Raw genomic sequence first — 22854 nt, 5'->3', positions numbered from 1 at the left:
GAAAAAGGCCCAGGGTCGCCCCAGGGCCGGGGAACTTCAATCCTTGCCGGTGAAGGGGCGCGTCTCGGCCCACCACGCCAACACCTGCTGCACCGAGGCTTCGATGCTGAGGTCGGAGTTGTCGAGCCGCTTCGCGTCTTCGGCCGGCTTCAAGGGCGAGGCGCTGCGGGTTTTGTCCCTCGCGTCGCGCGCTTGTAAGTCAGCAAGCAAGCCCGCCATCGTAGTCGGAATTCCTTTGGAAATCAATTGCTTGTGCCGACGCTCCGCCCGTTGCTCGGCGGTGGCCGTGAGGAAAACCTTGAGCGCGGCGTCGGGGAAGATGGCTGTTCCCATGTCGCGACCATCGGCCACAAGGCCCGGCGCACGCCGAAAGCCCAGTTGCAGGGCGTGCAGGGCTTGGCGAACGCTTGGCAAAGCCGCCACGGTCGAGGCGCCCAAGCCGATGGCCTCGTCGCGCAGCGCGTCGGTGATGTCGTCTCCGTCCAACAGCACCCGCCCGCCAAGGAAACGCAGCGGCAGGGTGGCGGCCAGGGCGGCCACGGCGGCCTCGTCTTGCCAATCGATGCCCGTGCGTTGCGCCGCCAAGGCGGCGGCCCGGTAGAGCGCACCGGAGTCGAGCACCCAAAAGCCCAGCGCCCGCGCCACTTCGTCGGCCAGCGTGCCCTTGCCCGAGGCGGTGGGGCCGTCCACGCAGACGACGGGCACGTCAGCCGCATCGGCTTGCACCAAGCCGAAGAAGGTCTCGAAGTATTCGGGGTAGGTCTTGGCCACGCAGGCCGGGTCTTGGATGCGAACGGGAACCGGCGCGGAGGCGATCAGGGGGTTGAGTGCGGCCAAGGAAAAGCACATCGCCATCCGGTGATCGTCGTAGGTGTGGATGCTGGCGGCGCGCCAATCGCGCAAGGGGTGCACGCGCAGCCAGGTGTCACCTTCGTCCACCTGCGCGCCCAGTTTGCGCAATTCGGTGGCCATCGCGGCGATGCGGTCGGTTTCCTTGACCCGCCAACTGCCGATGCCCGTCAGCAGCGTCGGGCTGTCTGCGTAAAGCGCCATCACGGCCAAGGTCATGGCCGCATCGGGGATGGCGATGCAATCCCACTCGATGCCCCGCAGGGGCCAGCGGCCGCGCTGCACCAACAAGGCATTGGGCTCCAGGCGGATGTCGGCCCCCATGGCTGCAGCGGCGTCGGCAAAGCGCACGTCGCCTTGCAGCGCATCGCGCCCCACCCCGTCGATGCGCAAGGGTTCTCCTTGCGCGGCCAGTGAGCCCAAGCCGATGAAGTACGAGGCGGCGGATGCATCGCCCTCCACATGCACGACACCCGGCGCACGCAACCGGCAGCCGGCGGGCAGCGTGAAGCGCTGCCAACCCTCGCGCCGCACCACCACGCCGAAACGGGCCAGCAGGGCAAGGGTGATGTCGATGTACGGCTTGGAGATGAGTTCGCCCTCGACCTCGATGACGATGTCGCGCGTCGCCACCAGGGGCAAGGCCATCAGCAGCGCCGTGAGGAACTGGCTGGACACATCGCCGCGCACACGCACGGGTTGGTCCAGCCGCAATGAGCTTGGGCCGTGAAGCCGCAAGGGGGGGTAACCCTCTTGGGCCAAGCACTCGACGCGGCAGCCGAAGCCGCGCAGCGCATCGACCAGGTCGCCGATGGGGCGCTCGTGCATCCGGGCCACGCCGCGGAGTTGGTAGTCGCCACCGTCGCGCGCCGCCAGCAGCGCCAGCGCGGCTGCCAGCGGGCGCATGGCCGTGCCGGCATTGCCCAAGAAGAGCTCCGCTTGAGGCTGGGGCACCCGACCCGCCATGCCTTGAACGCTGACGACGGAGCCGTCGCGTTGCCATGCCACGCCCAGGCTGCGCAGCGCTGCGAGCATCACTTGGGTGTCGTCGGCGTCAAGCAACCCGTGGATCTCGGTTCGGCCCTCGGCCAGGGCCGCCATCAACAAGATGCGGTTCGAAATACTTTTGGAGCCAGGCAGGGTGACGCTGCCCAGGGCTGCACGCAGGGGCGGCAGGTCCAGGAAGGGGATCGTGTACATCAGAACTTGGAGCTGGGTTCGCCTTCGTCGCCCGTGGTGAAGGCCGGAGCCCAGGCGTTGCGGGTGTCGCTGATCGGCTTGAGCAAGGCTTCCAGGGCCGGTGCGTCCTGGGTGCGCAACAGGCCTTCCAGCCGGTCGAGGGACATGCGGAAGCGCTGGGCCTGATGCAGAACTTCTTCGCGGTTGGCCATCAAGATGTCGCGCCAAATGGCCGCATCGCCACCGGCGATGCGGGTGAAGTCACGAAACCCCGAGCCGGCCAACTCCATGTATTCGCGGCCAGAGGGTTGGCGCATCACAGCCTGCATGTAAGCGTAGGCCAGCAGGTGGGGCAGATGGCTCACGGCCGCGTAGGCGGCGTCATGGTTTTCAGGTGTCATGCGCAGCACCTTGCAGCCCAAGGCCGCCCAAGTGGCGGCGGCACGCTGAACCTGCGCGTGATCGTTTTCCGGCAGCGGCGTCAGGACCACTTGACGGCCCTGGAACAACAGGGGGTCGGCGTGTTGGACGCCCGAGTGCTCTTTGCCGGCGATGGGGTGCACCGGCACGAAGTGCGCCGACAGATCGCCGAGCACCCGCTGGGCGGCCTGGGCCACATCGGCCTTGGTGGATCCGACGTCCATGTAAAGCGTGCCGGGCGCCACCAGGTGGCGGATGGCACGCAGCGTCGCCTCCGTGGCTGCCACCGGCACCGCCAGCAGCACCAAGTCCGATCCCGACACCGCCAGCAAGGCCGATTCGGCCGCCACGTCGATGACGCCCATCTTCTTGGCCAATTCGGTCGTGGACGGTGACTTGCTGTAGCCCACCACGCGCTTGACGAGCCCGGCTCGCTTCATGGCCAGCGCGAAAGAGCCACCGATGAGGCCGCAGCCGATGACGCCGAGTTGCTGAAATTGGGGGCGGGGCAGGCGGGTCATGCAGTCGAATCAGGTCGTGGCGGGCTCAGTGGGTGTCCAGAGGATACGTGCCCAGCACCTTGAAGAAGGCGCAGCATTCTCGAAGCGCCTGCAAGGCCGAGGCCACACGGGGCTCGTCGGGGTGGCCTTGCAGGTCGATGTAGAAGTAGTACTCCCACTGCCCCCCCGAGCGAGCTGGACGCGACTCGAATCGGGTCATGGACACGCTGTGCTCTTTGAGCGGCAGCGTGAGGTCGTGCAAGGCGCCGGGGCGGTTGCGCACCGACACCACCAAGCTTGTGCAGTCGCGCCCACTGGCGCGCGGGCTGGGGTGGCGCTCGGGCTGCGTCAGCACGGCAAAGCGCGTGCGGTTGTGGGCGTCGTCCTGGATGGCGGGGGCCACCACGTGCAAGCCGTACTCGCTGCCAGCCCGGGTGCTGGCAATGGCGGCCAATCGAGGGTCGGCGGCAGCCAAGCGGGCACCCTCGGCATTGCTGGCCACCGGGCGCCGCTCCACATGCGGCAGGTGGGCCGACAGCCAAGCGTGGCATTGCGCCAGGGCTTGCGGGTGGGCGCACACGGCCTCGATGCCGTCCATGGTGTCGAGCGCGCGCAGCAGGTTGTGGCGCACGAACAGGCTGGTTTCGCCAATGATGAACAGCGGCGTGCTGAGCAGCAAATCCAAGGTGCGGGCCACGCCGCCCTCGGTGCTGTTTTCGACCGGCACCAGGCCGAAATCGGCGGCGCCCGCGCTCGTCACGCGGAACACCTCGTCGATGCTCGTGCAGGGCACCTTGACGATGCTGCTGCCAAAGTAGCCCAGCGCGGCCTGTTCGCTGAAGGTGCCGGCCGGCCCCAGGTAGGCCACCCGGGTGGGCGTTTCCAAGGCCCGGCAGGCGCTCATGATCTCGCGCCAGATGGGCGCGATGTTGTCGTTCAGCAGTGGCCCCGGATTGTCGGCCTTGAGCCCGCCGATGACTTTGGCTTCCCGTTCGGGTCGGAAGACGATGGCACCCTCGCGCCGCTTGATGTCGCCCACGTCCTGAGCCAGCCGGGCGCGACGGTTGAGCAGACCCAACAGTTCGCGGTCGACGGCGTCGATCTGCGTGCGCAGCGCCAGCAGGGCCGCGTCATCGGCCGCCGGCACGGGGGAGGGGGAATCAGCCATGGCGTCGCTCAAAGTCCTTCATGAACGCAACCAAGGCCTCGACACCGGCCAGCGGCATGGCGTTGTAGAGCGAGGCACGCAAGCCGCCCTTGCTCTTGTGGCCCTTGAGTTGCAGCAACCCGGCGGCCTTGGCTTCGGCCAGGAAGATACCCGTCAGTTCTTCGCGCCGCAGGAAGAAGGGCACGTTCATGCGCGAACGCGCAGCCGGGGTCACGCGGTTTTCGAACTGGCCGGAGGCGTCGATGGCGCTGTAGAGCAGGGCGGCTTTGTCGATGTTCTGAGCTTCGATCGCGCCCAGGCCCCGCAGACCGCGGTACTCGAACTGCAAGGCCCACTCGAACACCAGGCCTGCGATGTAGATGGCGTAGGTGGGCGGCGTGTTGAACATCGAGCCCTCGCGCGCCACGCGGGCGAAATCGAATGCGCTCGGGCAGGCTGCATCGGCGCCACCCAGCAGGCTACGACGCACGTACACCAAGGTGAGCCCCGCAGGACCGATGTTCTTTTGGGCGCCGCCGAAAGCCAGACCGATTCGGCTCCAGTCGAAGGGGCGCGACAACTGGTTGGACGAACAGTCCACCACCAACGGGGCCTTGGAGCCCAATGCGCGCAGGTCGGGCAGGTCGTGAAACTCGACGCCGTCGATCGTTTCGTTGCTGCACAGGTGCAGGTAGTCGGCGTCGTCGCTGAGTCGCCACGTGGCGGGATCGGGCAGCGACGTGAAGCCGTCGCTGCTGGTGTCGAAGACGCGGCGCACCTCGGCATAGCGTTGGGCCTCGGCAGCGCTCTTGGCCGACCATGCGCCGCTCACGCCGACGTCGACGCGCCCGTGGTGGGCCAGGTTCATGGGCACCAAAGCGTTCTCGGCCAGGGCGCCGCCTTGCATGAACAGCACCGCGAAGTCGTCCGGCACCTCAGCCAGTGCACGCAGATCGCGCTCAGCGCGAGACATGATCTCGCCGAACTCAGCCCCGCGATGGCTCATCTCCATCACCCCCATGCCGCAACCGTGCCAGTCGGTCATTTCGGCAGCGGCCCGCTCCAACACAGGCAGGGGCAGGGCCGCAGGGCCCGCTGAAAAGTTGTACGGACGCGGCGGCATGGTGGTCAGTGGTGGTGCAAGGGTCAGGGCTGCTTGGGGGCGTCGGGGCTGGCTGGGGGAGGGGGCAGCGCCGCGTTCACCAATTGCACCAGTTTCTGGTCCAGGGCCTTCAAGCGAGGCTCAACGGCCCCCTTGGTGTCGTTGGCAATCGCTTGGGCCAAGGCCTGCTGCATCTCGGGACCCACTTGGTTGAAGCGACGCATCGTGGGCGACTCCAACACCTGGGCGATTTCCTTCAGTTCGGCCACGCTGAACTTGCCCTCCAGGGTGCTGCCAAAGCTGCTCTGGGCGTGCTTCATCGCACTGGCCTTCAGGGTGGGCGTCAAGTCCTTCAGAGCGGCTTGCGCTTCGCCCACCATGGCTTTGGCGGTGGCTTCTCGCTTGTCAGCGGGCACCCGCGCCATGACCACTTGCTCGGCATTGCGCAGCATTTGCTGCATCGGTCCCTGAGCCAGGCCGATGGCGAACTGTTCGATCCCCGGTTGTTGGGCCTTCAAGATCTTGGCCACCAGGGCTCTCTTTTCCGCTTCAGCCCCTTGGGCTTGGACGCCGCCGGCCAACAGGGCCAGCGCAAGGACGGTCAGGGCTTGGCGCCCGAGTTGGTGTTTCATTCTTGGCTTTCTTCGCCTGGGGTGTCGTTGGGTTCGGCATCGCCGCCGGCATCGTTTTCGGCGATGCGCTGCAAGCCGCTGAGTTTGGCGCCCTCGTCCAGCGCGATCAGGGTGACGCCCTGGGTGGCGCGTCCGAGTTCGCGGATTTCAGCGACGCGGGTGCGCACCAGCACCCCCTTGTCGGTGATGAGCATGATCTCGTCTTCCGGCCGCACCAGCGTGGCGCCGACCACCTTGCCATTGCGCTCGCTTTGTTGGATGGCGATCATCCCTTTGGTGCCGCGGCCGTGGCGGGTGTACTCCACGATGGACGTGCGCTTGCCGAAGCCGTTCTCGGTCGCGGTCAAGACGGATTGGGACTCGTCCTCGGCCACCAGCATGGCGATGACCGACTGACCGTCTTCCAATTGCATGCCCCGTACCCCGCGGGCTTGGCGACCCATGGCGCGCACGTCGTCCTCGTCGAAGCGGACCGCCTTGCCGCCGTCGCTGAAGAGCATCACGTCGTGGTGGCCGTCGGTCAGGGCCGCGCCGATGAGCACATCGCCTTCGTCGAGGTCGACCGCGATGATGCCGGCCTTGCGCGGGTTGCTGAACTCGTTGAGCGCTGTCTTCTTCACGGTGCCTTGCGCTGTGCACATGAACACGAAGTGGTTGTCAGGGAAGCTGCGGAATTCACCCGTCAAAGGCAAGACCACATTGACCTTCTCGCCGGCTTGCAGCGGGAACATGTTGACGATGGGCTTGCCACGCGAGTTGCGCGAGCCTTGCGGCACTTCCCATACCTTCAGCCAATACACCCGACCGCGGTTGCTGAAGCACAAGATCCAGTCGTGGGTGTTGGCGATGAAAAGTTGGTCGATCCAGTCGTCTTCTTTGGTGGCGGTGGCCTGTTTGCCGCGACCGCCGCGACGCTGGGCGCGGTACTCGCTCAGGGCCTGGCTCTTGATGTAGCCACTGTGGCTCAATGTCACCACCATGTCCGTGGGAGTGATCAGGTCTTCGGTACCCAATTCCAGCGCGTTGCGCTCGATCTGGCTGCGGCGCGCACCCAATTTGGTTTGGCCGAACTCTTGCCGCAGGGCGGCCAATTCGTCACCGATGATCGTCGTCACTCGCTCCGGCGTGGCCAGGATGTCGAGCAAGTCGGCGATCTGCGCCATCACGTCTTTGTACTCGCCGACGATCTTGTCTTGCTCCAGACCGGTCAGGCGCTGCAGACGCATCTGCAGGATCTCGTTGGCTTGCGTGTCGCTGAGGTGGTAGAGGCCCGACGGCTGCAAACCGAACTCGGGCTCCAACCCATCGGGGCGGTAGGCGGCGGCGCCGCCTGGGTTGGCCGCTTCGGCACGCGACAACATGTCGCGCACCAGGCCGCTGTCCCACCCCTTGGCCATCAGGGCGGCCTTGGCCACGGGCGGTGTCGGCGAGTTCTTGATGATCTGAATGAACTCGTCGATGTTGGCCAGGGCCACCGCCAAGCCTTCCAGCACGTGGCCGCGTTCGCGCGCCTTGCGAAGCTCGAACACGGTGCGCCGGGTGACGACTTCGCGGCGATGCTCCAAGAAGACCGAGATCAGGTCCTGCAGGTTGCAAAGCTTGGGCTGGCCGTCCACCAGCGCCACCATGTTGATGCCGAAGCTGTCCTGCAGTTGCGTCTGCTTGTACAGGTTGTTCAACACGACTTCAGGCACTTCGCCGCGCTTGAGCTCGATCACCACCCGCATGCCCGACTTGTCGGACTCGTCCTGGATGTGGCTGATGCCTTCGAGCTTCTTCTCGTGGACCAACTCGGCGATGCGCTCCAACAGGGTCTTCTTGTTGACCTGGTAGGGAATCTCGTCAACGATGATGGCTTGGCGTTGGCCGCGGTCGATGTCTTCGAAGTGGACCTTGGCCCGCATGACCACGCGGCCCCGCCCGGTCCGGTAGCCCTCTCGGACGCCCTCCAGCCCGTAAATGATGCCGGCAGTGGGGAAGTCGGGCGCCGGGATGAAGGCCATCAGGTCATCGACCGATGCCTGCGGGTGACGCAGCATGTGCAGGCAGGCGTCCACCACCTCGTTGAGGTTGTGTGGCGGAATGTTGGTGGCCATGCCCACCGCGATACCCGCCGATCCATTGACCAGCAAATTCGGCAACCGGGTGGGCAAAACCAGGGGTTCTTTTTCCGAGCCGTCGTAGTTGGGTCCGAAATCGACGGTTTCTTTGTCGATATCGGCCAACATTTCATGCGCGATTTTCGACAAGCGGATTTCCGTGTATCGCATCGCCGCCGCGTTGTCGCCGTCCACCGAGCCGAAATTGCCCTGACCGTCGACCAGCATGTGGCGCAGGCTGAAATCCTGCGCCATGCGAACGATGGTGTCGTATACCGCGCTGTCACCGTGGGGGTGGTACTTACCGATGACGTCGCCCACGATGCGCGCCGACTTCTTGTAGGGCCGGTTCCAGTCGTTGTTGAGTTCGTGCATCGCGTACAACACGCGACGGTGTACCGGCTTGAGGCCATCCCGCGCATCGGGAAGCGCGCGTCCCACGATCACGCTCATCGCGTAGTCGAGGTAGGAGCGGCGCATCTCCTCTTCGAGGCTGATGGGCAGGGTTTCCTTGGCGAACTGGGGCGAAGTCATGGGGGGCGAGCACCCTCTGAGGCGCCGGTGCGCGTCAGGGTGGCTGGAGGGGCGGCGAAAGGCGAGATTCTATGAGGCGCGGGCTGTCGTTCTCGAGCAACAAGCCGGCGGAACCGTCATGGGCCGCCCGCACAATGCATTGGTGGAAAGCCCCATGGCAGAATCTTCCGGTCACTGGAAGCTCTGTGGTTTTCGGGCATCCCTTGAGAGGTTTTTGCAGACCATCCGCGCGTCGACATCGCGCCGTCCTTGAGAGGAGAACTATGAAGAATTTGACCCGTTTGGCCTCGATGCTCGTGTTGGCATCGCTGGCTTCGACCGCGGCCGTTGCTCAGGTGAAGGTGGGCGGCGACAACTGGCGCGCCACCGATGGCACCGTTTGGAAGAACGGCACCAACGAATACTGCTGGCGCAATGCTGTTTGGACGCCGGCCACCGCAGCCGCCGAATGCGACGGCGCTGCCAAACCGAAGGTGGAAGCGCCCAAGCCCGCCCCGGCTCCGGCCCCGGTGGCCGCGCCTGCAGCCCCGGTCGCGCCCAAGGCTCCGCCTGCTCCGCCCAAGCCCACCATCGAGAAGGTGAATTTCGCTGCTGACGCGTTCTTCGACTTCGACAAGGCCGTGCTGAAGCCCGAAGGCAAGGCCAAGCTGGACGATCTGAGCAGCAAGCTCGGTCGCATCACGCTGGAAGTCATCATCGCCGTGGGTCACACCGACAGCGTGGGTTCGGTCGAGTACAACCAGAAGCTGTCGGCCCGTCGTTCCGAAGCCGTGAAGGCCTACTTGGTCAGCAAGGGCATCGACGCGAACCGTGTGTACACCGAAGGCAAGGGTGAGAACAGCCCGGTGGCCGACAACAAGACGGCCGAAGGCCGCGCGAAGAACCGTCGCGTGGAGATCGAAGTGGTCGGCACTCGCACCATCCAGCCCAAGTAAGGCCCGGCTTGCTTGAAGCAAGAGCCCCGCCTCGGCGGGGCTTTTTCATGTCGCTTTCCAAACTCGGACCGGCAAGAGGCAAAGAAAAAAGGCGCCCAAGTGGCGCCTTTTTTACTGAGCAACGGCCGGTGCCGTTAGACGCGCTTGCGGTACTCGTGCGTGCGGGTGTCGATTTCGACGTTGTCGCCTTGCGCCACAAAAATGGGAACCATGATTTCGAAGCCGGTCGCGATCTTGGCGGGCTTCAGCACCTTGCCCGAGGTGTCGCCCTTGACGGCCGGTTCGGTCCAGGTGACTTCACGCACCACGCTGGTCGGCAGTTCGACCGAAATGGCCTTGCCGTCGTAGAACACCACTTCGACTTCCATGCCGTCTTGCAGGTAGCTGATGGCGTCGCCCATGTTTTCGGCTTCCACTTCGTACTGGTTGTACTCGGTGTCCATGAAGACGTACATGGGGTCGGCAAAGTAGGAGTAGGTGCACTCCTTCTTGTCCAGAATGATCTGGTCCATCTTGTCGTCGGCTTTGAAGACGACTTCCGTGCCCGAGTTGTTCAACAGGCTCTTGAGCTTCATGCGCACCGTGGCGGCATTGCGGCCGCCGCGGCTGTATTCGGTCTTGAGCACGACCATCGGGTCCTTGCCCTGCATGATGACGTTGCCGGCGCGGATTTCCTGGGCGATTTTCATGGGGGTTGCCTTCGCGTGTGGGGGCGCTGGCGGCGGTCGGTCCCCTCGCGTTCCGGGGGCGTCGCTGGCGCAAAGCCCTCCATTCTAGCTTGGAAGCCTGGGGGCGCCAGCGGACGCCCAGTCGCACAGGGTCTGCACGAGGTCTGGCAGTCGGACCAAGCGCGAACGCCAAGCTTGGGCATGTTGGAGTGGCAGTGGATCGCCGAGCGTGGGCAGGCCGTCCCACTGCGCCTGCGCCAAAACTTTAGGCGCTCGTAGGCCATTCCATGCCTCTGCGCTGGCGCGCCAGCGGGTTTGGGCCTCGGGTTCCAGTCCGCTCAGCCAGGTCTCGAGGAAGGCCGCCAGTTTGGCGGCGTGGCTGCCATCGTCTTGGGCGTAGATGTGCCAGAGGAAGGGGCGCCCGGCCCACTGGGCGCGCACGAAGGAGTCTTCCCCCCGCACCACGTTCAGGTCACAGTCGGCCAGCAACGCGTCGTACTGGGCCTGGTTCAGCCAGGGGACGGCGAGGCATTGCACTTGTTTTTGAACGCGTGCCGGGGCGGCGCGCCAGGCCGCGTCCAGTTGCGCCTGGCGCTCGGGCCCGCCGAGCACCACCAGTTGGGTGGGTTGGTGGGACAGGCGCTGCAGCAAGGCGCCCAGCGGCGCATGGGGGTAACAGAACAAGCTGACCCGCTGTGCTCCTGAGGGGCGCGCGGGCAAGCCATGGTCGCTGGGCGCCAGGGGCCTTGGATCGGGCCCCAGCAGACCGCCGGTGTTGGCGACGAAGCCGGGGTAGCAGAAACGCTTGATCAGCCCTCGAGCCGGGCCGTCCATGATGGGCGATGGCAGCCCGTGGGCGCGCTGCACCCAGGCCTCGGCGCTGAGGTACTCGAGATTGATCCACGCCCGCGGCGGCTGCGCGGCCAGACGGGCTTGCACGGTGTCCGGCAGGTGACAGCCGAAGGTTTCCACAGCCACGTCGGTGGGCGGTTGAGGGTGCCAGTCGCCGTCGGGCCAGTGATGGCACCACCCGCGTTCGGTGGTGTTGAGTGCCATCCATTCGAGTGCACTGGGCTCGTCAACCCAGAGGCGCGGGGTGAGGTCGCGGGCGCTCAGGTGGCGCGCCAAGCGCAAACAAACGCCCAGGTCGCCGTGGTTGTCGATCACGCGGCAGAAGATGTCCCAGACGCGGGGGGGAAGGGCTGGCATGGCGCCATTATTGGGAGGGGCCCGCACAATCTGGTCATGTCTGCTCCCGACCCGAACATCCCCGCCTCGGTGGAAGCCTTGGGCGCCGAGGCAATGGCCGACTGGGCGGCTCGCCGCGAGGCGCAGCAACAGGCCGAGGCCGCCGAGTTGGCGAACCTGGAGGCGCTGGCCCGAGACCGGCGCGAGCGCTTGTTGGCCGAGGTGGCGGCGCTGCCGTCGTTGCCCGGCGTTTACCGCTATTTCGACGCCAAGGACCAGGTCTTGTACGTGGGCAAGGCCAAGGCGCTGCGTCGGCGCGTCAGCAGCTACTTTCAGAGAGACCACAGCGGCACCCGGATCGGCATGATGGTGGCGCGCATCGTTCGCTTGGAAACCACGGTGGTGCGCACGGAAGCCGAAGCGCTGCTGCTGGAAAACACGCTCATCAAGCAACTGAATCCGCGCTTCAACATCCTGTTTCGGGACGACAAGAGCTACCCCTACCTGCGTTTGACGCCGCACCGATTTCCGCGAGTGAGTTACTACCGTGGCGCGGTGGACAAGCGCGGCCGCTACTTCGGCCCCTACCCCAACGGCGGAGCGGTGCGCCAGACGATCGAGCTGGTGCAGCGGGTGTTCAAGTTGCGCACCTGCGAGGACGCGGTGTTCAACCACCGGAGTCGGCCGTGTTTGCTGCACCAGATCAGGCGTTGCACTGCGCCGTGCGTGGGACTGGTGACTGAAGTCGCGTATGCGCAGGACGTGGCGCAGGCGGAATCGTTTTTGCGTGGCCGCACCGACGAGGTGCTGCAGGGCCTGCAGCAGCGCATGCTGGCGCATGCCGAGGCGCTGGCCTTCGAGCAGGCGGCGGAGTTGCGCGATCAGATCGCCGCCTTGTCCCAAGTGCTGCAGCAGCAAGTGGTGGAGGCCAGCAGTGCCACGGGTGCTGAGCGGGATGTCGATGTCTTGGCGGTGCAGGTACGGGGCGGGCGAGCCTGCGTGAATCTGGCCATGGTCCGAGGGGGACGCCACTTGGGGGATCGGGCCTTCTTCCCGAGCCATGTGGACGATGCGCTCGGCGACTTGGACCGTCCTGCCCAGGATGTGGCGCAGCGGGTGTTGGATGCCTTCATGGCCCAGCACTACGCCGGTGATGCCAGCCCGCCGCCGTTGGTGTTGGTGAGTCATGCCGTGGATTCGCACCTGGTCGACCTGCTGGCCACCCAGGCTGACCGGCGCATGACCGTGCAGGACCAGCCGCGGGGGCAGCGGCGCATTTGGCTGGATCTGTGCATTCAGGGGGCCGACCTGGCGCTGGGGCGGCTGCTGGCCGAAGAGGGCTCCCAGCAGGCGCGCACCCGTGCTTTGGCCGAGGCGCTGGGGTGGGATGGCGACGCCGACTTGGCCTCGTTGCGCATCGAATGCTTCGACATCAGCCACACGGCCGGCGAAGCCACGGTGGCGTCGTGCGTGGTGTTCGAGCAGCATGCGATGCAGAGCAGCCAGTACCGTCGCTACAACATCGAGGGCATCACGGGCGGTGACGACTACGCGGCCATGCGACAAGTGCTGCAACGTCGCTATGGCAAATTGGCCGAACAGGGCGAAACGGCGCGTTGGCCGGACGTGGTGCTCATCGACGGTGGCAAGGGTCAGGTGTCGACGGCGGCGGCGGTGTTTGAGGCCTTGGGGGCCGACGTGTCTCGTTTGGTGGGCGTTGAAAAGGGGGAAGGTCGCAAGGTTGGCTTGGAGGAGTTGGTGTTCGCCGATGGGCGCTCCAAGCTCAGCTTGGGCTCGACCTCGGCGGCGCTGATGCTGGTGGCCGAGATCCGTGACGAGGCGCATCGCTTTGCCATCACGGGCATGCGAGCGCGGCGGGCCAGCGCGAGGCTGCAAAGCTCGCGCTTGGAAGACCTGCCCGGCATCGGGCCGAAGAAGCGTGCCCAACTCATGCAGCGCTTCGGCGGCCTCAAAGGCGTGGCGGCAGCCAGTGTTGAAGAATTGGCCGGAGTCAAAGGCATTTCGCGCGAGCTCGCGCAGGAGATCTATCGTGCATTTCGTTGAACGTGCTGTTCGTCCTTGGCCGTGGCTGGTGGGCGCTGGGGTGTTCCTCTCGGCGTGCAGCACGCCTCCCGTGGCGCCCGTCACCAGGCCGGCCCCGAGTCCCCCGCCGCCCGCCCTGACGGCCACAGAGCCCCCCATCGCGACACCGGAGCGCCCCCCACAACTGCGCACGCAGGCCGCGCTGGAGCGACACGCGGCCCAAAGGCTGGCTGAACACAATCCGGGGCGCGTTTACCTCAGCAAGCCTCCCGACATCCTGCTCGCGATTCCCGTCTTGCGGGTGGACCTCACCGCCGACGGCCGGGTGCGCCGGGTCTTGGTGCTGCGCGAGCCCCGCCAAGCCAAGGACACGGTGCAGTTGGCCATCGACGCCGTGCACCGCGCCGCCCCGTATGGCGACCTGTCGCGCTTGCCCGAACCCCGTTCGTTCGTCGAAACCTTCCTGTTCGACGATGCCCGACGCTTCAAGCCGCGCGGCCTGGACTGATCGACCCGCACAATCCCGGTCCATGTTCCTGACCATCCCAACCCTGCTGACTTGGGCTCGCATCGTGGCCATCCCACTGATCGTGGGCGTGTTTCACTTGCCTTTGTCGAGCGAATGGCGCAACGTCTTGGCAACGGGCTTGTTCGTGGCTGTGGCTTTGACCGACTGGCTGGATGGCTACTTGGCTCGGCGATTGAACCAGTCGTCGGCGTTCGGGGCCTTTCTCGACCCAGTGGCCGACAAGTTCTTGGTCTGCGCCTCTTTGTTGGTGCTGTTGGAACAGGGGCGTTTGGGGAGCCTGGGCGCTTTGTTCGCTTTGGTGATCGTGGGGCGGGAAATCGCCATCAGTGCCTTGCGCGAGTGGATGGCGCAACTCGGGGCTTCGGCCAGTGTGGCGGTGCACCGGGTGGGCAAGTTCAAAACGGCTGCCCAGATGGTGGCCATTCCCTTCCTGTTGTTCGACGGCGTCTTGTTCGGCGTGCTGCCGACTCGGCCCTGGGGTTTGGCCTTGCTCGCGGTGGCGGTCGTGTTGACGGTTTGGTCGATGGTGTACTACCTGCGCAAGGCGATTCCGGAGATCCGAGCCCGCGCGCGCTGACCCCTGCACACGGGGGGCCTCGGTGTTTGCGAGGGCTCGGACGCTGGCGATGCCGCGCCTAGAATTCGCGCCCTTCGCCGGCCTGAAGTCACGGCCGCCGAACCCCCGACACCGAGAGAGGAACCACCGTGAACAAGAGTGAAATGATCGAGCACATCGCCAAACAGGCGGACATCTCCAAGGCCGCCGCCCAGCGAGCGCTCGAAGCCTTCGTGGTGGGTGTGCGCACCACGCTGAAGAAGAACGGCACCGTGTCCCTGCTGGGCTTTGGCAGCTTCAGCGTCGTCAAGCGCAAGGCGCGCACGGGCCTCAACCCCAAGACCAAAGAGCCCATGAAGATCAAGGCCAGCAAGTCGCCCAAGTTCAAGCCGGGCAAGGCCCTGAAGGACGCATTGAACTGATCGGCGGGTGCTTAGCTCAGTTGGTAGAGCGGCGCCCTTACAAGGCGTAGGTCGGCGGTTCGAGCCCGTCAGCACCCACCAAGCAGCGCAGCCTTCGTGCCGCGCCTAAAATCCACGGTTGGTCAAGAGGCGAACTCCGGTTCGCCTTTTTGTTGTTTGTGCTGGCCCCAGCGGCCGGACTAGAGGAATCGGCATGTTCGAGTTTGTGCGTCGCAACACCCGCTGGCTCATGGGCGGCATCTTGGTGCTGCTGGTGATCGCTTTCGCGGCCCCGACGGGTTACACCAGCTTCATGGAGGCGTCGGCGGGCTCTGTGGCCAGCGTGGATGGCCAAAAGATCACCCAGGTGGAGTGGGATGCGGAGCACCGTCGCTATGCCGACCGCATGCGCAACCAGAACCCGCAGATTGACAACAAGCTGCTGGACGGCGACGAGGTCAAGATGCAGTCGCTCAAGGGCTTGGTCGATCAGCGGGCCTTGCAAGCCGCCGCGCAGCGCCAGGGCCTGGAGGTGGACGACGCTCGCGTGAAGGCTGCTTTCGAGCGCGACCCGCAGTTGTCGGCTGCATACCGTGTGGATGGCAAGCTCAACAAGGCGCTGCTGGCTGCCCAGGGGCTGACGGAGCAAGGCTTTGTGCAATTGCTGCGCAAAGACATCCAGTTGCGTCAGGTGCTGGCACCGGTCGCGACGCCGGCTGCGGCCGAGGGCGCGTCCAGTCGACTCGGCGAACTGACCCTGAACACCTTGCTTCAGCAACGCCAAGTGCGCTGGCAAGCCTTCCGCCCGCAAGATTTTGCTGCGCAGGTGCAGGTCAGCGACGCGGAAGTGGAGACCTATTACAAGCAGGCCGAAACGCAACGGCGCTGGCAGCGCGCGGAATCGGCCGACATCGAATACCTGGCTTTGGACTTGGCGGCGCTGAAGGCGCAGATCCAGCCCAGCGATGACGATTTGCGCAAGGCCTACGAGAGCAACAAGAGCCGCTTCACGGCGCCCCAGGAGCGGCGTTTTGCGCACTTGTTGCTTCGTCTCGATGCCAAGGGCGGGGCGCAGGCCGAGCAGCAGGCTCGAGAAAAGTTGCAGGCATGGCGTGCCGAAGTCCAGAAGGACCCCAAGCGCATGGCGGAGCTGGCGCGTCAGCATTCCGAGGACGAGGCGTCCAAGCCGCAAGGGGGCGATTTGGGTTTCACCGCGCCGGGCGCTTTCGATCCGGCTTTCGAAGCGGTGGCGCTCAAGCTCAAGGACGGCGAGGTCAGCGACGTGGTCAAGACCGAGTTCGGGCTCCACATCATCCAAGCCGTGGAAACCCGCGGCGGCAGCGTGCGCGGCTTTGACGAGGTTCGGGCCGAACTGCTCGATGAACTCCGCACCACGGGGGCTCGTCAGCGCTTTCAGTCGCTCAGCGAGCAGTTCACCAACACGGTGTTCGAGCAGCCGGCTTCGCTCAAGCCGGCGGCGGACAAGCTGGGCTTGAGCATCCAGACCGCCACGGTGGCCCGCCAGCCGCGCCCGGGGCTTGTCGGACCTCTGGCCTCAGCCAAGCTGCTGGAAGCGGTCTTTGCGGCCGATGCGGTGCGCTCGCGCAACAACACCGAAGCCATCGAAACCGCCCCGAACCAGTTGGTGTCGGCCCGTGTCCTTCAACACCGTCCGGCGGCTGCACCGCCCTTGGAAGAGGTTCGCGCCTTGGTCCAGGCGCAGTGGGTCTTGGAGCGTGCCACTGGATTGGCCAAAGCCGCGGGCGAGAAGCGGGCCCAGGAGGTGGGGGATGCCGGCTTGGGAGAGTCGCATTGGATCTCGCGTGCGCAACCCGAACGGCTGCCCAAGGATGTCTTGGAGGCGGTGCTGCGCGCCGACGCCCGCAAGCTTCCGGTGACCATCGGCCAGGACGCCGGCGCCGACGGCTACTGGGTGCTGCAGGTGCAAGCGATCGACAAGCCCAAGGAAGGCATCATGAGCCCACAGGACGCCACGCGTCTGTTGGCCCAAAGCTGGCTGCAGGCCGAAAGTGAGGCGTTCGTCGAGGCTCTGAAGCGCGACGTCAAAGCGGTCGTGAAGGTGAAGGCGCCCCCCAGCAGTGGCAGCAAGCCCTGATCGAGCTGGGTAAAGCCTGCTATACTGGCGGGCTTCCAACGGTGGCTGTAGCTCAGTTGGTAGAGTCCAGGATTGTGATTCCTGTCGTCGTGGGTTCGAGTCCCATCAGCCACCCCAAGTGATTCACGCACTTAGCCCGGTCCGCAAGGCCGGGCTTTGTTGTTTCTGGGGCTCGCCAGCGCAGTTCGCCGCTGAGACTGCGGAGGTGTTGTTCACCGCAGGGGCTCGGCGGGGCCGTGATCGCGATCCGGGCGGTGCCAGGGGTCGACGTGGGTCATCACGTTCAGCACGCGGTGCCGCAGCATGACGCGGCGGCGGCCCTCGACGGCGATGTCGTGGCCGGCTTCGACGGACAAGGTGGCGTCCACTTCGATGTGAGCGTCAACCACGACCATGTCCCCCATCTTTCGGGTTCGGACGTCGTGGACGCCCATCACGCCCGGCGTCTCTTGCAGGGTTTGGCGAATGGCCGCGACTTCGTGGTCGTCCACGGCGCGGTCCATGAGGTCGTGAAGGGCGTCCCAACCGAAGCTCCAGCCCATCTTGCCAATCATGAAGCCCACGATGGCCGCGGCGATCGGATCCAAGATGGGGTAGCCCGCCAAATTGCCGACGATGCCCAGCGCGACGACAAGGGATGAGGCGGCGTCCGATCGCGCATGCCAAGCGTTGGCCACCAGCATGCTGGACTTGACCCGTTTGGCCACGGCCAGCATGTAGCGAAAGAGCAGCTCTTTGGCTGCCAGCGCCCCCAGGGCCACCCACAGGGCCGCCAGGTGCACTTGGGGGATGGCGTCGGGTGCTTGCAGCTTGCCCACGGCCGATGCGAGCATCCCAGCGCCCACGGCGAGCAACAGCAGCCCCAACACCAGCGCGGCTGCGGTTTCAAAGCGGTGGTGACCGTAGGGGTGGTCCGCGTCGGCGTCTTTCTGGCTGTGGTGGTTGGCGAACAGTACGACAAAGTCGGACACCAGATCGGAGAGCGAGTGCAGGCCGTCGGCCACCAAACCCTGTGACTTGGTCATCACGCCCGCCAAGATCTGCACGGTGCTCAGCACCAAGTTCACGCCCACGCTGACCCAGGTGCTGCGCGAGGCGGCTGCCGCACGCTCTTGAGGGCTGTGCTCGGTGTCTTCGGGGTCGTCGGCGGGGCGCAGCCAGTCGCTCATGGTGAGGATCTCCCTTGGTGGTCGTGCAGAGAAGGGCGCGTGGCCAGGTAGACCCCGGCCAAGGCCAACACGAGGGCCACGCCGTGCTGCAGGGTGGCCGTTTCACCCAGCCACCCGATGCCCACGGCTGCGGCGGCCAGGGGCAGCATGACGGTGAACACGCCTGCTTGTTGGGCGGGTACCCCTTGAAGGCCGCGCATCCACAGCCACACGGCCCCCATGCTGGCGGCCAGCGCGTAGAACACCAGCAACACCCAATCGGAGGGGCGGGTTTGGGCGGCATCGAACTGCGGCCATTGCCAAAGGGCCAGCGGTGCCACCAGCAGAAGCCCCCAGGCGTTGATGAGCGCGCTGATGCGTTTGGGCCCCAGCTTGACGGAGAGGCGTTTGCCAACGACGACGTAAGCGGCCTCGCACACCACAGCGCCCACCAGCAGGGCGTAGCCCCACCAGGGTGCTGAGGCCGCGCCGGGCGTGTGGCGCGCGAAGGCCAGCAGACCGATGCCCACGCCAGCGCAGGCGATGGCCGCCCACAAGCGGGCGTTCAGGCGCTCACCCAGGAAGAGCCAGGACAGCAAGGCGACCGTGGCCGGAATGCCCGCCATCACCACGCCGGCGGCCAGGGCCGAAGTGGCTTGCACGCCGTACAGCATGCAGATTGAGAACAGGAAGTTGCCCAGGAAGCTGCCGAGAAACAGCACGCGATGGTCGCTCGCATTGAGGGGGGGTTCATCCCTGGGCTTCGGCGTCCACGACGCCATGGCCACGGCCGCGATGCCGAAACGAAGCCCGGCCAGCACGAAGATGGGAAACACCACCACGAGGGCCTTGGACAAACCAACGTAGCTGCCCACCAGCGTCATGCTGGCGGCCAGCACCAGGTAGCTGCGCCAGGGCGCAAGCTGATGGGGGCTCATGGCACAGCACCCAGCGAAGGGCCGCTCCCGAGCGGGTGCCGGCCCCCTTGGGGGGTGGCGAAGGCCGGCACGGCCGGAGACCGGGGGTGAACCCCCATACCCAGCGAAGGGCCGCTCCCGAGCGGGTGCCGGCCCCCTTGGGGGGTGGCGAAGGCCGGCACGGCCGGAGACCGGGGGCTCACGTTCACGCCGGTCGCCGGACCCAGCGCTGATGCAACAGGGGCAGCAGTTGCACCATCAGCAGGGCGCTCAAGATGACGGCGCAGCCCAGCAAGCCCGAGTGATTCAGGCGCTCGCCAAGCAGCCAAGCGCCAAACAGCGCGGCAAAGACGGTTTCACTGCTCAAGATGATGGCGGCGTCGGCCGCCTGCGCGTAGCGCTGGGCCACCACCTGGGCGGTGAAGGCAAGGCCCACGCTGATCAGGCCGGTGTAGGCGATGGGTCCAGCGCTGGCCGTGACTTGGTGCCAGGTGAAGGGTTCGAACCACGTCGCCCACAGCAGGGTGAGCACCCCGACGGCGGCGAATTGCGCGCAAGCCACCAAGAACGGTGCATTCAGGCGGTCGGCCACGCGGCCGACGAACAGCACGTGCAGGGCCCAGGGGATGGCGGAGGCGATCACCCAGGCATCGCCCGTGTGCAGCACCAGGTCGTGGGCGCCACTGAGCAAGAAGGCACCGAACAGGCAGGCCGCACCGCCGGGCCACACGCTCCAGTGCGGCGGTTCACGCAGCAACAGCATGGAGAAGATGGGCACCAAGGGCACGTAGAGCGCGGTGAGGAAGCCGGCGTTGGTGACGGTGGTGCTGACGATGCCGATCTGCTGCATCACGGCACCCAGACCCATCAGCACGCCCAGCCCGACACTCAGGGGCAGCCAGCGGCGCCAGGGCAGCGGCGGGCCGCTGCGTCGGCGCCACTCCCAGACTGCCAGTGGCAGAACCAACAAGGCCCCCAGCAGGAAGCGCACCCCGGTGAAGGCCACCGGCCCCATGGTCTTCATGCCCTCGGCCTGGGCAACGAAGGCTGAGGCCCACACGATGGCGATGGCCGTGAGCAGTAGGTTGGCTTGCAGACGGGTCATGGGGACAAGGGGCGGGTTCAAAGGGCCTGAGCATCCAGGCGCTGCAGTTCATCGGCGCTGAAACCGGCCAGCGCTCGGGCGCCCAAGTTGAGCGGGCGGCGCGGGCGGGGGGCCCCGTAGCGGTTGCATTGGGCGGCGAAGTCGCTGTCGGGGTCGACGCCATCGCGGTCGCAAGCCCAGCGGTACCAACGGTTGCCGATGGCGACGTGACCGATTTCGTCGCGCAGGATGATGTCGAGGATGTCGACGGCACGGGAGTCGCCTGCCGCCGCCAACTTCTGTTGCAGGGGCGGCGTGGCGTCCAGGCCTCGGGCCTCCAGCGTGCGGGGCACCAGGGCCATGCGCGCGCGAAAGTCATGGCGGGTGGCGTGGCACATCTGCCAAAGCCCATCGTGGGCCTCGAAGTCGCCGTAGTCGGCCCCCAGGCTGTGCAGGTGGTCGCGCAGCAGCGTGAAGTGCAGGGCTTCCTCGGCCGCCACGCGCAGCCAGTCGGCGTAGAAGTCGACGGGCAGGTTCGGAAACCGGAACACGGCGTCCAGCGCCAAATTGATGGCGTTGAACTCGATGTGCGCGATGGCGTGCAGCAACGCAGCGCGCCCTTCGCGGGTGTGGGGGGAGCGAGAGCGCTGCGACAAGCGGCTGGTCAGCACCGGACGCAACGGCCGGCCAGGCACGCCCTCGGGCTCGGTCCAATGGGCCTCGACGTCCAGGCTCAGTGCGCCAGCTTGCCACGCTTGCCACAGGCGGCGTGACGCCGCCGCCTTGCGGGTGGGATCGGCCTCGCCCAGCACGGTCAAGGCCAGGCAGCGCAGATCCTGGAGCATGGGCGCGGATTATCCTTGTGGGCTTTTTTCAAGGGAGAGAGTCACCATGAGCGTGTACCGACTGGGCGAAGGTTCGCCCGAGCTTCCGGCCAGCTGCTGGGTGGCTCCATCGGCCAGCGTGGTGGGGCGCGTGACTTTGGGTGAACGATGCTCCGTGTGGTTTGGCGCCGTCTTGCGTGGCGACTCCAGCACGCTGAACCTGGGCGATCGCGTCAACGTGCAAGACGGCGCTGTGTTGCACGCCGACGAAGGCTTCCCGCTGCACATCGGCGACGACGTGACCATCGGCCATCAGGCCATGGTGCATGGCTGCACGGTGGGGGCGGGCAGCTTGATCGGCATCCAGGCCGTGGTGATGAATGGCGCCGTGATTGGCGAGGGCAGCTTGGTGGGCGCGGGCGCCCTGGTGACCGAGGGCAAGGTGTTCCCGCCGCGCAGCCTGATCGTGGGTCGTCCGGCCAAGCTGCTGCGCGAGCTGACCGAAGAAGAGGGCGCCAAGTTGCGACTGAGCGCCGCGCACTATGCGCGCAACGGCGAGCGCTACGCCGCCGAATTGGATGAGATCCGATGAGCGACTTTCAAAAATTCCTGTTCGAAGGCCTGCCCGTGCGGGGCATGGTGGTTCGCTTGACCGACAGCTGGCAGACCTTGCAGGCTCGGCGAGCCGATGCCCTGGCCCCCGAAGTGATGTCTCTGCTGGGCGAGATGAGCGCTTGCGCTTTGCTGCTGCAAGGCAATCTCAAGTTCGATGGCGCGCTGGTGATGCAGATGGCGGGCGATGGGCCGGTGAAGCTGGCCGTGGCCGAGGCCCGCACCGACCTCAGCTACCGGGCCACGGCCACTGTCGTGGGCCCGGTGCCTCCGGGTGCCCATTTGGCCGATTTGCTCAATGTGCACGGTGGCGGTCGTTGCGCCATCACCTTGGACCCGGTGGGCCGGCCCCCGGGCGTGCAGCCTTACCAGGGGGTCGTCCCGCTGAACGACCCTGAGGCGCGCCGCTTCACGCGTTTGCAAGAGGCGGTCATGTACTACATGAAGATGAGCGAGCAGTTGGACACCCACATCGTCCTGGCCGCCGACGCCGATGCGGCGGCGGGCATCCTCATCCAGCGCTTGCCCTTGGAAGGTGAGGCCAATTTGGAGGGTCAGATGGGCGCCGAGCGGGCGGCGGAGCTGGAAGATGCCTTCCCTCGCATCGCGATGAAGGTCGGCACGCTCACCCCAGACGAGCTGCTGCATCTGCCCATCGACACCCTCTTGCATCGCCTCTTCTGGGAGGAGCCCCTGCGCCGTTTCGATCCGGCGGTGCCGCGCTTTGCTTGCACCTGCTCGCGGGAGCGGGTGGGTCGCATGCTGGTGGGCTTGGGCCGCGAAGAGATCGACGACATCCTGGCCGAGCGGGGCGATGTGGAGATCTCTTGCCACTTCTGCGGCGCGCCCTATCGCTTTGACGCCGTGGATTGCGCGCAGTTGTTCGAAACCGGTGGTGGCGTGGAGCCGCCGCCGGCCGAGCGGCACTGAGCGGCCGCCGAGTCAGCGCAAGCGAACCACCCGGTCCATCGCGGGGGCGCTGATCGGGCTGTGCGCTTTGATGTGGCGCTCCAGCGCCTCGACGTCGGTGGGGCCAGTGTCCCGCTGTCGTCCGTTTTTCAAGATGACGAAGCCATCGCCGCCTTCGGCCATGAAGTTGTTCACCGTGACCCGGATGTCTGCGGCGGGGTCGATGGGCTTGCCGTTCAGCATGACAGTACCTGGCACCAACCTCTCGGCCGGCGGCCGGCGTTCGTCAACCGTGTAGCGCAGGCCTTGCGACACTTGCACGCCGTTGCAGGTCTTGCCGGCTTCCCACTGGTTGGCCAGCAGATCGATCAGTTCCTGGCCCTTCAGGGTCATGGTGATCAAGGTGTTGTTGAAGGGTTGGGCGGTGAAGATGTCGCTGAATCGAACGATGCCGCCCGTGTT

Annotated in this window: 20 protein-coding genes, 2 tRNA genes and 1 pseudogene; 10 read left to right on the top strand and 13 right to left on the bottom strand. The window is 66.1% G+C overall.

Annotated features, from left to right (window positions below):
* Positions 1-36: 36 nt before the first annotated feature.
* Genes O9335_RS10310 through gyrA form a run of 6 tightly spaced genes read right to left on the bottom strand, consistent with a single transcriptional unit; the run spans position 37 to position 8462 of the window.
* A complete protein-coding gene (locus tag O9335_RS10310; RefSeq protein WP_298387519.1) occupies positions 37-2049 on the bottom strand; it encodes a bifunctional 3-phosphoshikimate 1-carboxyvinyltransferase/cytidylate kinase in 2013 nt (670 codons plus the stop codon).
* Positions 2049-2969, bottom strand: coding sequence for a prephenate dehydrogenase/arogenate dehydrogenase family protein (locus O9335_RS10305; RefSeq protein WP_298387516.1), 921 nt, complete (start codon positions 2967-2969; stop codon positions 2049-2051). Before O9335_RS10305 ends, O9335_RS10310 begins: the two co-directional genes overlap by 1 nt.
* Before the next feature lie 25 nt (positions 2970-2994).
* The gene (gene pheA / locus O9335_RS10300) at positions 2995-4116 is read right to left on the bottom strand and encodes a prephenate dehydratase (protein WP_298387513.1); all 1122 of its coding nucleotides are present in this window, start codon (positions 4114-4116) and stop codon (positions 2995-2997) included.
* Positions 4109-5218, bottom strand: a complete 1110-nt coding sequence (serC, locus tag O9335_RS10295) for a 3-phosphoserine/phosphohydroxythreonine transaminase (protein ID WP_298387510.1) — start codon at positions 5216-5218, stop codon at positions 4109-4111. Before serC ends, pheA begins: the two co-directional genes overlap by 8 nt.
* Positions 5219-5241: 23 nt before the next feature.
* A complete protein-coding gene (locus tag O9335_RS10290; RefSeq protein WP_298387506.1) occupies positions 5242-5829 on the bottom strand; it encodes a hypothetical protein in 588 nt (195 codons plus the stop codon).
* On the bottom strand, positions 5826-8462 hold the full coding sequence (gene gyrA / locus O9335_RS10285; protein WP_298387503.1) for a DNA gyrase subunit A: 2637 nt from the start codon (positions 8460-8462) through the stop codon (positions 5826-5828). Before gyrA ends, O9335_RS10290 begins: the two co-directional genes overlap by 4 nt.
* A 263-nt stretch (positions 8463-8725) precedes the next feature.
* Between gyrA and ompA the strand changes: the two genes are divergently transcribed.
* Entirely contained in the window at positions 8726-9397 is a 672-nt protein-coding gene (ompA, locus tag O9335_RS10280) for an outer membrane protein OmpA (RefSeq protein ID WP_298387500.1), read from the top strand.
* Between the two features lie 134 nt (positions 9398-9531).
* On the opposite strand, the gene efp is transcribed toward ompA, so the two are convergent.
* Positions 9532-10086 (bottom strand): elongation factor P, encoded by a 555-nt coding sequence (gene efp, locus O9335_RS10275; protein ID WP_298387497.1) that lies wholly within the window; start codon positions 10084-10086, stop codon positions 9532-9534.
* 84 nt (positions 10087-10170) lie between these two features.
* A complete protein-coding gene (gene earP, locus O9335_RS10270; protein WP_298387494.1) occupies positions 10171-11274 on the bottom strand; it encodes an elongation factor P maturation arginine rhamnosyltransferase EarP in 1104 nt (367 codons plus the stop codon).
* Positions 11275-11310: 36 nt separating this feature from the next.
* Here earP and uvrC point away from each other — a divergent pair, with 36 nt between their 5' ends.
* The 7 genes and pseudogenes from uvrC (at position 11311) to O9335_RS10235 (ending at position 17015) form a co-directional block, all read left to right on the top strand.
* A complete protein-coding gene (gene uvrC / locus O9335_RS10265; protein ID WP_298387491.1) occupies positions 11311-13317 on the top strand; it encodes an excinuclease ABC subunit UvrC in 2007 nt (668 codons plus the stop codon).
* Positions 13304-13804: a hypothetical protein gene (locus O9335_RS10260; RefSeq protein WP_298387489.1), complete on the top strand. Its 501-nt coding sequence runs from the start codon at positions 13304-13306 to the stop codon at positions 13802-13804. Before uvrC ends, O9335_RS10260 begins: the two co-directional genes overlap by 14 nt.
* A gap of 22 nt (positions 13805-13826) precedes the next feature.
* A complete protein-coding gene (pgsA, locus tag O9335_RS10255; RefSeq protein WP_298387487.1) occupies positions 13827-14402 on the top strand; it encodes a CDP-diacylglycerol--glycerol-3-phosphate 3-phosphatidyltransferase in 576 nt (191 codons plus the stop codon).
* Between the two features lie 116 nt (positions 14403-14518).
* Positions 14519-14803 (top strand): annotated as a pseudogene (locus O9335_RS10250) (HU family DNA-binding protein); the annotation flags it as partial.
* A gap of 5 nt (positions 14804-14808) precedes the next feature.
* Positions 14809-14884, top strand: a tRNA-Val gene (locus O9335_RS10245).
* A 112-nt stretch (positions 14885-14996) separates the two neighbouring features.
* Positions 14997-16898: a SurA N-terminal domain-containing protein gene (locus O9335_RS10240; protein ID WP_298387480.1), complete on the top strand. Its 1902-nt coding sequence runs from the start codon at positions 14997-14999 to the stop codon at positions 16896-16898.
* 41 nt (positions 16899-16939) lie between these two features.
* Positions 16940-17015: transfer RNA gene (locus tag O9335_RS10235), tRNA-His, on the top strand.
* A gap of 95 nt (positions 17016-17110) precedes the next feature.
* On the opposite strand, the gene O9335_RS10230 is transcribed toward O9335_RS10235, so the two are convergent.
* From O9335_RS10230 to O9335_RS10215, 4 genes are all read right to left on the bottom strand, one after another.
* Positions 17111-18067 (bottom strand): cation diffusion facilitator family transporter, encoded by a 957-nt coding sequence (locus O9335_RS10230; protein WP_298387477.1) that lies wholly within the window; start codon positions 18065-18067, stop codon positions 17111-17113.
* A complete protein-coding gene (locus O9335_RS10225; protein ID WP_298387474.1) occupies positions 18064-18984 on the bottom strand; it encodes a DMT family transporter in 921 nt (306 codons plus the stop codon). Before O9335_RS10225 ends, O9335_RS10230 begins: the two co-directional genes overlap by 4 nt.
* A 184-nt stretch (positions 18985-19168) precedes the next feature.
* On the bottom strand, positions 19169-20068 hold the full coding sequence (locus tag O9335_RS10220; protein ID WP_298387471.1) for a DMT family transporter: 900 nt from the start codon (positions 20066-20068) through the stop codon (positions 19169-19171).
* A 17-nt stretch (positions 20069-20085) separates the two neighbouring features.
* Positions 20086-20892, bottom strand: coding sequence for a ferritin-like domain-containing protein (locus O9335_RS10215; protein ID WP_298387467.1), 807 nt, complete (start codon positions 20890-20892; stop codon positions 20086-20088).
* Between the two features lie 46 nt (positions 20893-20938).
* On the opposite strand from O9335_RS10215, the gene O9335_RS10210 reads away from it, so the two are divergent.
* Both O9335_RS10210 and O9335_RS10205 read left to right on the top strand, forming a co-directional pair.
* Entirely contained in the window at positions 20939-21463 is a 525-nt protein-coding gene (locus O9335_RS10210) for a gamma carbonic anhydrase family protein (protein ID WP_298387464.1), read from the top strand.
* Positions 21460-22413, top strand: a complete 954-nt coding sequence (locus O9335_RS10205) for an Hsp33 family molecular chaperone HslO (RefSeq protein WP_298387462.1) — start codon at positions 21460-21462, stop codon at positions 22411-22413. The genes O9335_RS10210 and O9335_RS10205 overlap by 4 nt, the downstream gene beginning before the upstream one ends.
* 12 nt (positions 22414-22425) lie before the next feature.
* Here O9335_RS10205 and O9335_RS10200 read toward each other — a convergent pair.
* A partial coding sequence (locus O9335_RS10200) for a 5'-nucleotidase C-terminal domain-containing protein (protein ID WP_298387460.1) occupies positions 22426-22854 on the bottom strand: 429 nt, incomplete at its 5' end.

The sequence above is a fragment of the Inhella sp. genome, assembly GCF_027532025.1.
Classification (GTDB): domain Bacteria; phylum Pseudomonadota; class Gammaproteobacteria; order Burkholderiales; family Burkholderiaceae_C; genus Inhella.
The sequence above is the reverse complement of the archived record's forward strand: the minus strand, read 5'-3'. Positions and strand labels throughout refer to the sequence as shown.

Excerpts from the sequence above, each read along its gene's own strand:
- O9335_RS10310 (WP_298387519.1), bottom strand. The coding sequence starts at position 2,049 with ATGTACACGATCCCCTTCCTGGACCTGCCGCCCCTGCGTGCAGCCCTG.
- O9335_RS10305 (WP_298387516.1), bottom strand. The coding sequence starts at position 2,969 with ATGACCCGCCTGCCCCGCCCCCAATTTCAGCAACTCGGCGTCATCGGC.
- pheA (WP_298387513.1), bottom strand. The coding sequence starts at position 4,116 with ATGGCTGATTCCCCCTCCCCCGTGCCGGCGGCCGATGACGCGGCCCTG.
- serC (WP_298387510.1), bottom strand. The coding sequence starts at position 5,218 with ATGCCGCCGCGTCCGTACAACTTTTCAGCGGGCCCTGCGGCCCTGCCC.
- O9335_RS10290 (WP_298387506.1), bottom strand. The coding sequence starts at position 5,829 with ATGAAACACCAACTCGGGCGCCAAGCCCTGACCGTCCTTGCGCTGGCC.
- gyrA (WP_298387503.1), bottom strand. The coding sequence starts at position 8,462 with ATGACTTCGCCCCAGTTCGCCAAGGAAACCCTGCCCATCAGCCTCGAA.
- ompA (WP_298387500.1), top strand. The coding sequence starts at position 8,726 with ATGAAGAATTTGACCCGTTTGGCCTCGATGCTCGTGTTGGCATCGCTG.
- efp (WP_298387497.1), bottom strand. The coding sequence starts at position 10,086 with ATGAAAATCGCCCAGGAAATCCGCGCCGGCAACGTCATCATGCAGGGC.
- earP (WP_298387494.1), bottom strand. The coding sequence starts at position 11,274 with ATGCCAGCCCTTCCCCCCCGCGTCTGGGACATCTTCTGCCGCGTGATC.
- uvrC (WP_298387491.1), top strand. The coding sequence starts at position 11,311 with ATGTCTGCTCCCGACCCGAACATCCCCGCCTCGGTGGAAGCCTTGGGC.
- pgsA (WP_298387487.1), top strand. The coding sequence starts at position 13,827 with ATGTTCCTGACCATCCCAACCCTGCTGACTTGGGCTCGCATCGTGGCC.
- O9335_RS10240 (WP_298387480.1), top strand. The coding sequence starts at position 14,997 with ATGTTCGAGTTTGTGCGTCGCAACACCCGCTGGCTCATGGGCGGCATC.
- O9335_RS10230 (WP_298387477.1), bottom strand. The coding sequence starts at position 18,067 with ATGAGCGACTGGCTGCGCCCCGCCGACGACCCCGAAGACACCGAGCAC.
- O9335_RS10225 (WP_298387474.1), bottom strand. The coding sequence starts at position 18,984 with ATGAGCCCCCATCAGCTTGCGCCCTGGCGCAGCTACCTGGTGCTGGCC.
- O9335_RS10220 (WP_298387471.1), bottom strand. The coding sequence starts at position 20,068 with ATGACCCGTCTGCAAGCCAACCTACTGCTCACGGCCATCGCCATCGTG.
- O9335_RS10215 (WP_298387467.1), bottom strand. The coding sequence starts at position 20,892 with ATGCTCCAGGATCTGCGCTGCCTGGCCTTGACCGTGCTGGGCGAGGCC.
- O9335_RS10210 (WP_298387464.1), top strand. The coding sequence starts at position 20,939 with ATGAGCGTGTACCGACTGGGCGAAGGTTCGCCCGAGCTTCCGGCCAGC.
- O9335_RS10205 (WP_298387462.1), top strand. The coding sequence starts at position 21,460 with ATGAGCGACTTTCAAAAATTCCTGTTCGAAGGCCTGCCCGTGCGGGGC.